Source organism: Escherichia sp. E.sYA108, assembly GCF_011754335.1.
Taxonomy (GTDB): Bacteria; Pseudomonadota; Gammaproteobacteria; order Enterobacterales; family Enterobacteriaceae; genus Escherichia; species Escherichia coli.
Genome location: NZ_JAAQVZ010000001.1, coordinates 2,659,366 through 2,670,002 on the forward strand (window position 1 = coordinate 2,659,366; position 10,637 = coordinate 2,670,002).

The 10,637-nt window shown below is 50.3% G+C and carries 7 protein-coding genes; 1 reads left to right on the forward strand and 6 read right to left on the reverse strand.

The features are described from left to right. Positions 1-34 precede the first annotated feature (34 nt). The gene (gene hrpA, locus HBM92_RS12570) at positions 35-3,937 is read right to left on the reverse strand and encodes an ATP-dependent RNA helicase HrpA (RefSeq protein WP_000139525.1); all 3,903 of its coding nucleotides are present in this window, start codon (positions 3,935-3,937) and stop codon (positions 35-37) included. A 200-nt stretch (positions 3,938-4,137) separates the two neighbouring features. Between hrpA and azoR the strand changes: the two genes are divergently transcribed. Continuing rightward, positions 4,138-4,743, forward strand: a complete 606-nt coding sequence (gene azoR / locus HBM92_RS12575; RefSeq protein WP_000048971.1) for an FMN-dependent NADH-azoreductase — start codon at positions 4,138-4,140, stop codon at positions 4,741-4,743. A gap of 53 nt (positions 4,744-4,796) precedes the next feature. On the opposite strand, the gene HBM92_RS12580 is transcribed toward azoR, so the two are convergent. The 5 genes from HBM92_RS12580 to pdxI all read right to left on the reverse strand — a co-directional run bounded on the left by HBM92_RS12580 (position 4,797) and on the right by pdxI (position 10,536). Further along, the gene (locus tag HBM92_RS12580; RefSeq protein ID WP_001704244.1) at positions 4,797-6,089 is read right to left on the reverse strand and encodes a phosphatase PAP2/dual specificity phosphatase family protein; all 1,293 of its coding nucleotides are present in this window, start codon (positions 6,087-6,089) and stop codon (positions 4,797-4,799) included. Between the two features lie 13 nt (positions 6,090-6,102). Beyond that, positions 6,103-7,860 carry a bifunctional alpha/beta hydrolase/class I SAM-dependent methyltransferase gene (locus HBM92_RS12585; protein ID WP_000431870.1) on the reverse strand — a complete coding sequence of 586 codons (1,758 nt, stop codon included), beginning with the start codon at positions 7,858-7,860 and terminating at the stop codon, positions 6,103-6,105. Between the two features lie 15 nt (positions 7,861-7,875). After that, complete coding sequence (locus HBM92_RS12590) at positions 7,876-8,772, reverse strand: phosphatidate cytidylyltransferase (protein WP_000890903.1); 897 nt, start codon at positions 8,770-8,772, stop codon at positions 7,876-7,878. Continuing rightward, positions 8,772-9,377: a CDP-alcohol phosphatidyltransferase family protein gene (locus tag HBM92_RS12595; protein ID WP_000177540.1), complete on the reverse strand. Its 606-nt coding sequence runs from the start codon at positions 9,375-9,377 to the stop codon at positions 8,772-8,774. Before HBM92_RS12595 ends, HBM92_RS12590 begins: the two co-directional genes overlap by 1 nt. A gap of 298 nt (positions 9,378-9,675) precedes the next feature. Further along, complete coding sequence (gene pdxI, locus HBM92_RS12600) at positions 9,676-10,536, reverse strand: pyridoxine 4-dehydrogenase (RefSeq protein ID WP_000097806.1); 861 nt, start codon at positions 10,534-10,536, stop codon at positions 9,676-9,678. Between the last annotated feature and the right edge of the window lie 101 nt (positions 10,537-10,637).

A 10,637-nucleotide genomic window follows, 5' to 3' on the forward strand; every position in this document is an offset into this window, starting at 1 on the left:
ACCGGGTTTTAGATTTATCAGGCAAATAGCAGTGTTAACCGCTAATCTGCTCCATCGCCTGCAAAATACGCTTATCCGAAATCGGATAAGGCGTGCCAAGTTGTTGAGCGAAGTAACTAACGCGCAGCTCTTCTATCATCCAGCGGACCTCTTTCACGTCTTCATCCTCACGACGTGCAGGCGGCAGTTTGTTGATCCATTGCTGCCATGCCTGCTGGACGTTTTCGACTTTCAGCATCTGAGCACGGTCACGATGCGGATCAATCGCCAGTTTTTCCAGTCGTTTTTCAATCGCCTGCAAATACCGTAACGTGTCGCCCAACCGTTTAAAACCGTTACCAGTGACAAAACCGCGATACACCAGCCCGCCCATCTGCGCTTTAATGTCAGAAAGCCCCAGCGCCATGGTCATATCCACCCGCCCTTTCAGACGTTTGTTGATATTGAACACCGCAGTGAGGATTTGCTCGACCTGCTTCGCAATATCCACCACTGTGTCGTTCAGTTCAGCGCGGACTTTTTCATGCAGCGCAGCAAAGCCTTCTTCCGTCCAGACCGGGCCACCATTGGCGTCGATCAGTTGATCCACACCGCAGGAGATACAGTCGTCGATCAGCTCCAGCACTTTGCCATACGGGTTAAAGTACAGCCCCAGCTTGGCTTTGTTTGGCAACTTCTCATGCAAATATTTGATTGGCGAGGGAATATTTAGCAGCAGTAAACGGCGAAGACCGTTCCACATTGCCTGCTTCTGTTCCAGCGGGTTATCAAACAGTTTGATCGCTACGCTGTCACGCTCATCCACCAGCGCCGGCCAAGCCTTCACTTTGTAGTTGCCGCGCTTCTGCTCGTAGCTTTCCGGCAGTTGACCAAAACTCCAGATATGTAAACCGCTCTGCTCGATACCGTCATCCGCCACGGCAGACAGCGTTTCCTGCACTTTGCCTTTCAGGGCGTCTTTCAGATCCTGTAATGAGCGCCCTTCTTTTAGCTTCTTGTTTTTGTCATCCACCACGCGGAAAGTGATTTTCAGGTGATCGGGCACCTGATCCCAGTGCCAGTCTTCGCGGTCAACGGTGACGCCAGTCATCCGCCGTAACTCTCGTTCAAGGCTGTCGAGCAACGGCAATTCCAGCGGTGTGACGCGGCCTAAAAACGCTTCGGCGTAGTTTGGCGCGGGCACAAAATTACGGCGTACCGGCTTCGGCAGCGATTTAATCAGGGCGATGATCAGCTCACGACGCAGACCGGGGATCTGCCACTCAAACCCACTCTCCTCAACCTGGTTAAGTAACGGCAGCGGGATATGCACGGTCACACCGTCAGCATCCGCGCCGGGCTCAAACTGATAGCTCAAACGCAGCTTGAGATTGCCCTGATGCCAGAAGTTCGGGTAATCCAGCTTGCTGATTTTTTCCGCCCCTTCTTTGATCAACATGCTCTTTTCAAAGTTGAGCAAATCAGGCGTTTCGCGGCTGACTTTTTTCCACCAGCTGTCGAAGTGACGTGCGGAAATCACATCGTGGCTGATGCGCTGGTCGTAGAACTCAAACAGCGTTTCGTCATCCACCAGAATATCGCGGCGACGAGTTTTGTGTTCCAGTTCTTCCACTTCGGCCCGTAGTTTCAGGTTTTCACGGAAGAATGCGTGACGCGTCTGCCAGTCACCTTCCACCAGCGCGTGGCGAATAAAGAGTTCACGACATAACGCCGGATCGATCTGGCTGTAGTTGACCTTACGCGCAGCAACAATCGGCAAACCATAAACAGTGACTTTTTCCGTTGCCATCACCGCGCCCTGCGCCCGTTCCCAGTGCGGTTCGCTGTAGGTGCGTTTAATCAAATGCTGAGCAACTGGCTCCACCCATTCCGGGTCGATCCGCGCAGCAATGCGTCCCCACAGGCGGCTGGTTTCTACCAGTTCCGCCACCATTACCCATTTCGGCGGCTTTTTGAATAAACCAGAACCGGGGAAGATGGAGAAACGCGCGTTACGTGCGCCGGTATATTCTTGTTTATCGGCATCTTTCATGCCGATATGCGAAAGCAAACCGGTCAGCAACGCAATGTGAATTTCGCGATAATCCGCCGGTTCGCTGTTAACCGGAATGCCAAGTTCTTTCACCACCTGGCGCAACTGGGTGTAGATATCCTGCCATTCGCGCACGCGCAGATAGTTGAGATAATCAGTACGACACAGGCGACGGAAGGCGTTTGAAGAAAGCGCCTTTTGCTGCTCGCCAAGATAATTCCACAGATTCACAAATGCCAGGAAGTCAGACTCTTTGTCGTGGAAGCGACGATGTTTTTCGTCAGATGCCTGCTGTTTATCCATCGGACGCTCACGCGGGTCCTGAATGGAGAGCGCGGACGTGATAATCATCGCCTCACGCACGCAGCCATGTTTTTGCGCTTCCAGCACCATACGCGCCAGACGTGGGTCGACAGGCAACTGCGAGAGCTGGCGACCGAGCGGCGTCAGTTTATAGGCGCTGGCCTGTTCATCCGTGGTGATCGCACCCAGTTCTTCGAGCAGACGCACGCCATCCTGGATATTGCGTTTATCCGGTGCTTCGACAAACGGGAATGCGGCGATATCGCCCAAGCCCAGTGCGGTCATCTGCAAAATAACCGAGGCCAGGTTAGTACGCAGAATTTCTGGGTCGGTAAACTCCGGGCGCGAGAGGAAATCGTCTTCGGAATAGAGACGAATACAGATCCCTTCTGACACACGACCGCAGCGGCCTTTACGCTGATTAGCTGAAGCCTGCGAAATTGGCTCAATCGGCAAACGCTGCACTTTGGTGCGATAGCTGTAGCGGCTGATACGCGCCGTACCTGGGTCGATAACGTATTTAATACCCGGTACGGTCAGCGAGGTTTCCGCGACGTTGGTCGCCAGTACAATGCGTCGCCCGCTGTGCGACTGGAACACGCGGTTCTGTTCGCTGTTGGAAAGCCGTGCATAAAGCGGCAAGATTTCGGTATGGCGTAAGTTCAGCTTGTTCAGCGCATCGGCGGTATCGCGAATTTCTCGCTCGCCGCTCATAAAGATCAGAATGTCGCCAGGGCTTTCCTGGCTCAGTTCATCTACGGCGTCAAAAATCGCCTGCAACTGGTCGCGCTCGGTGTCATCGGCTTCTTCAACAATCGGGCGATAGCGCACTTCCACCGGATAGGTCCGACCGGAGACTTCGATAATCGGCGCATTATTAAAGTGGCGCGAAAAGCGTTCCGGGTCGATAGTCGCGGAGGTGATAATAATTTTTAGGTCAGGACGCCGCGGCAGCAACTCTTTCAAATAGCCGAGGAGAAAATCGATATTCAGGCTGCGTTCGTGCGCTTCGTCAATAATGATGGTGTCGTACTGCATCAGCAGGCGGTCTTGCTGGATCTCTGCCAGCAGGATACCGTCGGTCATCAGCTTGACCATCGTGTTATCACTGACGTGATCGCTGAAACGCACTTTGTAACCGATGCAACCGCCCGGCTCCGTTTTTAGCTCTTCCGCAATACGGTTCGCCACCGTTCGCGCCGCCAGCCGACGCGGCTGGGTATGGCCGATCAGCCCTTTAATCCCGCGACCCAGCTCCATACAGATTTTCGGTAGCTGAGTCGTTTTACCGGAACCCGTTTCCCCGGCGACGATCACCACCTGGTGGTCACGAATCGCTTCGAGAATGTCCTGCTTTTTCTGACTAACCGGCAAATTGTCCGGGTAAGTAATCTCCGGTCGTGCCGCTTCACGCAGCAGGACTTTCCCTGCCGCATGGTCAATCTCTTTCGCCATCTCCTGGAAAATGGCCTGTTGTGCATCAGGATTTTTAACCTTCTTCACGCCGTGCAGACGGCGAGAAAAACGCAGTCTGTCACGCAGCATCAGCGAATCCAGCCGCTGCTGCAAGGCAGTAAAGGTCAATTTTTGTTGTTCTGTCATAACGTTAGTGGGCAGTAGTCTGCCTGATTAATTTTCTTTTAAATGATAGATATAGAGTACCACATCGCGGCTTTCTATGCGTTGTTCAATAAATTCGAACATAGGCTTCGATTTATTGCGCTATCTCTGTGGCAAGATTGTGAATAAAGTGTCAACAAGCAACGGGGCATTGCCCATTCAAATATCTATAAGGAAACACCATGAGCAAGGTATTAGTTCTTAAATCCAGCATCCTGGCAGGGTACTCTCAGTCTAATCAGTTGTCCGATTATTTTGTTGAACAATGGCGCGAAAAGCACTCCGCTGATGAAATCACCGTGCGTGACCTGGCTACAAATCCGATTCCGGTCCTGGATGGCGAACTGGTTGGTGCACTGCGTCCGAGCGATGCGCCGCTGACTCCGCGTCAGCAGGAAGCTCTGGCGCTTTCCGATGAGCTGATTGCCGAGCTGAAAGCCCACGACGTTATCGTTATTGCGGCACCGATGTATAACTTCAACATCTCGACTCAGTTGAAAAACTATTTTGACCTGGTTGCACGCGCAGGCGTTACTTTCCGCTATACCGAGAAGGGTCCGGAAGGCCTGGTCACCGGTAAAAAAGCCATCGTTATCACCAGCCGCGGTGGGATCCATAAAGATGGCCCAACGGATCTGGTAACGCCATATCTGTCCACATTCCTGGGCTTTATCGGCATTACCGATGTGAAATTTGTCTTCGCCGAAGGGATCGCGTACGGCCCGGAAATGGCAGCGAAAGCACAGTCTGACGCGAAAGCAGCCATCGACAGTATTGTTGCTGAATAACCGGACACGATCTTGATGTGGACTGTAGATATTCAGTCCACATCTCAATCCGCTTACCTGTTTTCCCATAATTTCAGCATCGCTTTGTGCTCTTCCTTAAGCACAATCCGCGAGCGTCTGGCTCGAATATAACTAATCACTTCATCAACGGTTTTACAATGTCCGTAACATAACAGCCATGCCGCCACCACCAGCGCACTGCGCGATAATCCCAACGCGCAATGGACCAGAACGCTGCCTTGCTCTTCGCGTAATGTTTCCAGCATCGCCACGGCCTGTCGGAGCTCCCCCTCTTCCGGAACCACCAGATCCAACATCGGTACACAAAAATAGAGTCGATCTTTTGTCGCTCGTCCGCGAGGGAATTCAAAGGTGACGTCCAGAACCGCATTCTGTGCCGGAATATGTCGTGGAAACGCCCCTAAATAAACACCAGCAGTAATTTTGCTCACCGGCTCCAGGCGAAGACAAAACCAACGCATAGACAGCCACATCCCGATACGCCAGGGCAATGTCAGCCAGTAAACGGCGGGCGGGAGTTTCCCCTGACTATCTTTCCCTGTTGTTATCGCGCCAAGCCCACCGTACCCACGGCCAATGATGAATAGCGATAATACTGGCCAACATAACCAGACTGACCACCATAACTGAAGCATTATCATTAGCTCCATCAACACAATGCACGAGCACGCGCCTGCGACATATGGCAGTGCTATTTTGATTCGACGTTGATCAGGTTTCTGATAATTCCAACGACGGTCGACGGGCACCATCCAGTCAATTAACATACCTACCGCCAGCCCCGTGATGACATCAATAAAATGATGCTGCCAGGTCGTCAGCGTCGAAATGGCGATGAGTAAAAACCATCCGCCGCAGACTTTACGCCACCTCACAGCCAGATGCTGACGAAAGTGACGCCAAAGTAGCCAGCAGAGAATAATATGCAGCGAAGGAGACTGGTTATAAGGCAGATCAAACAGTTCAAGTTGCGAAAATAGCCATCCTGTCACCCCACTCACTTCAGGACGGATAAAACTAAACTTCAGCGGATAGAGAAAAAAACCGCAGCAGGCCATTACCGTTGCCAGAATAAGCCGGTGAACCAGTCGGCGCTGTTCGAATGTCGAGCTACAAATGAACAGCGAAAATCCATATAAAAGATCCAGACTCCAGTAAGGAACAATAGTCCAGGGAAGAAAAGGGATCGCCGTTTCCCAACCGAATACCTGACTGGGGATATCATGGTTGTTAAGATCCTGAGTCGCGGTGAACTGATTAAGAAATCCATATGTAAAGAAGAAAAACGGGGCCAGCAACAATAACCAGCCAGCTCCTTGTAGCAATACGTTCCGGCGTTCAGTTATCACGACGCACCGCCATCGAAACCGTAAAAATGCCCCACACATCAATCCGTTGTGTGCATTTATCGAATCCGGCATCATGCACGAGCGAATCCATCTCCCCTTGCGAACGCACGCGCATTACCCACGGTTTACCATCTTTATGACTGGTTAACACCCCGGCAATCAGCTCCAGTTGTGGGTGCCACGGCTGCCCGGTGTAGATGAGAATGCCACCCGGATCGATGGCATTGGCAAGACCTGCGAGTGAGTTTTTTACCTGCTCATTTTCGGGGAAAAGCTCATACAGGCCAGAGACAATCGCCAGCGTAGGCCGCGGAGTTAACGCGCTGAGTTCCTCCGGGTTAAACGCATCGCCCTGTTCAAAACGCACCCGCCCAGACATTCCCCGTTGGGCAATCATCTCTTGCCCTTGTGCAACATTTACCTCACTGTAATCACGTAACAAAATTTCGCTTATGGCGGGCTCGTTTGCCAGCGCATCCAGTACATAGCGCCCATGCCCTGCGGCAATGTCAACCACGCGGACGGCTAAACCTTTGGCGTGGAGATGGGCAACGGCTTGTTTAATCAGCATTTGTAAATGGGTTTTGCGCTGGCGAATACCGCGCCAGCCAACACTGTTCAGGTAGATTTTGTCGATAAAGCGCCCGAATGCGTTACTGCCTTGCGGTTGATTTTGATAGACATAATCCAGCGAACTGCCTGAATCAAAGCCGGTACTCATTCCGAGATGCAGGCCCGCAGAGTGCGCCCCGAACAGTTTCATCGCCTTTCGCATAAAGCGATACGCCAAATCAACCGGCGATAACGGCACGGGTCCACCAGAAAGGAGCCGCCATCGATCCGCTGATGGTCCTGTGCGGTCTTCATGCTGATAATCAAATTTTTGCGACTTGTTAGCATATAAACGGCTGATAAAGCTTTGCATTTTTTCAAATGCCTGCGCCCTGTTCTCTTCACCCAACGTGTCGTGATAAAAGCCTGGCAGCAGATGCAGCTCTTTCAGAGGACTACGTAAACGCTGATAAAAATCAATCTGCGGTTGGCGATGCACCACATAGTCATCGCCTGATATCAGAAGTTGCGTGGGGAGCGTAATCGCCGCCGCATCGCTAACAATACGTTCAGACGTTTTATAGAGATCGAGCAAGATATTGACGGCAATCGCCCGTGTGATCAGCGGATCATTATTGAAACTCGCCACCCGTTGCCGATCGTGGGTCAGATAACGCCCTTTCACATAGGAATTAATAAAAAACAGACCACGCAGACGATGCCATAACGCCAGCCCAGGACGTGCCAGCGGCACATACAATTTAACCTTAAAGGCCGGAGATGCCAGCACTAGTCCGCGAATAGCAGGCGCATAATCATGAACCCATGTGGCAACCATCACTGCGCCGACGCTTTGCGCGATCACAACCACCTCTTCCAGTCCGACCTGGCTGTCGCTGGCAGCAAAACGGACAAATTCATCAACATCCTGCACTGAACGCGCAAGAGACGGACTATAACCACGCGGCCCCGAAGTTTGTCCATGCCCTCGGGCATCCCATGCATAAAAAGCAGTATCTGGCATCGCCAGTTCATCAACGATATGTTGTAGACGACCAGAATGTTCATGACCGCGATGAAATAAGACGATGACCTTTTTCGCCCCTGGCAGTAAAGTGGGCCAGTGCCGATAAAACAACGCTGTATTATCACTGGTGGTAAAAAAATGCTCCCCAGGGATGCGTGAATTTTCCATTTTCTCTGTTTTCCTTCAGTAACAGCAGTAGCGAATAAAATAAAAAAATACCGGAGCGGTGAAAATTAATGAGTCAATCCTGTCAAGGAGTCCGCCATGTCCTGGTAATAGTTTTCCGCTATCTTTAACACCAACATCTCGTTTGGTGGCTGACATCACTACATCGCCGCAAAAACCACTAATACCAATTAACAAACCCGCTAATAATACCTGTAATGTATTTAGCGGTGTCAGTAACGGTCCAATAATCAGTGACGCAATCATGGTGGTGATTACTCCTCCCACCAGACCTTCCAGCGTTTTTCCCGGGCTGACTTTGGGGACCACTTTTCTTCTGCCGCAGGATTTTCCCCATAAATACTGTGCAATATCGTTTGACTCGGTTAACGCCAAAAGAAATAACACCAGTAACGCCCCGCCCTGGATATTTATGGTTGGCAACATTAATAACCAGGCGGCATGACTCAAGGTGAAAACGGTCATTATCCAGCCACAAAAAATGGCACTCACGGTATGCAGAAAACCAGAGGGGTCACCTACAAAAACTCGCCAGGTGGCTAATATCAGAAACCCAGCCAAAGGTATAAATAACAGAAACAGCTCAAAGCAATTAAAACCGATAAGCAAATAGTTAAGAGGAATAACCCAATATAACCAACGCGGAAAATGTACGGATATAAGCGTACAATATTCTTTCAATGCCAGAAAACTTATCAGCGCAAAAAACGTCAACGTCATCCAGCGTGGACCTGAAATCACCAGTGAAAAACAAATGACGATGCCCCACCAGGTACGAATACGTAATGTTACTTCATCGCCTTTTCTCTCCGGTAACCGCCATACCAGAAAACGGTTTATCAGCGTTGCTAAAATTAACAACGCGAAGAGTATTGCCAGAGATTTTTCCAGCATTATCTTTCAGCGCTCATCAGGAGCACACTTCGACAACGATTAATCGCAGTCCAGAGAAGCAGAATTGAAGCAATGCTCCATAAAAGATTATTCCATTGCATCCATTGTGGATAAATGGCAATGGCCAGCCCCCACAGACCAAATATTAACGCGCGATCGCTTTTGCCAAATGGACCGACATAACTACGAATACCGTTAATCGTCTGCGCGAGTAAACCGCAAAACTCGGTCAATATGGTGCAAAATAACATGAGTATTACGAGTGATGCGTTACTTTCCGGTAAAAATAAAAACGGTAAATAGAGCGCAATATCGGAAATAACATCGCCAGTTTCATTCAAAATCGCCCCCAGACGTGTTTTCTGATTGCACTCACGCGCCAACATGCCATCCAGCGCATTGAGCGTCATACGGATAAAAAGCACGATGGGCAATAGCAAAAAGAGGATGGGTTGTGCCACCAACACCAACAGCAATCCGGTAAGAAGAGAAAGCGCCAGTGCAGCAAGAGTGATGTGATTCGCTGTAACATGGTGCTTATAAAGCCAAAACATCGTCGGCCTTAACAGCGACTGAAAGAGCGGTTTTATCTGGTAGAGCGTCATTTATCATTCCGTGATATTCAGTTTACTCTATGGTGCATCAATTCCGACGGCGGAGATATCACAACGCGCAGCATCAACGTAAATTCGGAATATATCAAGATGTGGTGGATGAATGCCCTACACATCTGTTTGATTACCGTCTGGATATCAGTGAGATACCATCTATCACTGTACGAATCAATGAATCCATCGCCTTTTCCCTGATTATCCAGCCGCAAATCCTGGCCTTAAACATATGCACTCCATGCCATTAAAAAAGAAACAAAAGGGAAATGCATCTTTCCCTTTTGTATATTCGTTATTCTCGCGAAATACCATCCAACGTAGACAACACTTTCTCAGAAAGATGAAATTTTTCAGCAGCCATATTCTCCCGTAAATGCGCAACAGAAGATGTTCCAGGAATCAACAAAATATTCGGTGAACGTTGTAACAGCCACGCCAGCGCCACCTGCATTGGTGTCGCATTAAGGCTTGTAGCAACATCGGAAAGCGTGGAGGATTGCAGCGGCGTAAAGCCCCCGAGCGGAAAGAATGGCACGTAGGCAATGCCATCACGAGCCAAAGCATCAATCATTGCGTCATCAGCACGGTGGGCAATGTTGTATTCGTTCTGCACGCAGACGATTTCGGCAATCTTTCGCGCCTCTGCAACCTGCGTCGGTGTGACGTTACTCAGGCCAATATGTTTTACCAGGCCTTGTTGTTGCATCTCCGCCAGCACTGTCAGGCTGGCCTCAATCGATCCTTCCGCTGGGCCATGACCATCCCCCATCATAACGCGCAGGTTAACCACATCCAGTACGTCCAGGCCGAGATTACGTAGATTATCGTGTACCGCTTTTTGCAGCTCTGCCGGAGAAAATGCGGGTAACCAGGATGCGTCCTCTCCACGCCGCGCACCAATTTTAGTGACAATTGTCAGGTCGTCAGAGTACGGATAAAGCGCTTCGCGGATAATCTGATTGGTGACGTGCGGACCATAAAAGTCGCTGGTATCAATATGATTGACGCCCAATGCCAGCGCCTCACGCAGCACGGTTATAGCGACGTGGCGATCTCTTGGGGGGCCAAAAACCCCAGGACCAGCCAGTTGCATCGCGCCATAACCAAGACGGTTAACGGATTTTGTACCGAGAGTAAATGTGTTGCTGCTCATCGCACCCTGCCCTGTAATACAACGGATTAAGAAAAATCAGTATAGAAATGAATAGAGATAAATAATGCGAGGGTGTAAACAAGATTGCGGGATGAGTTGTA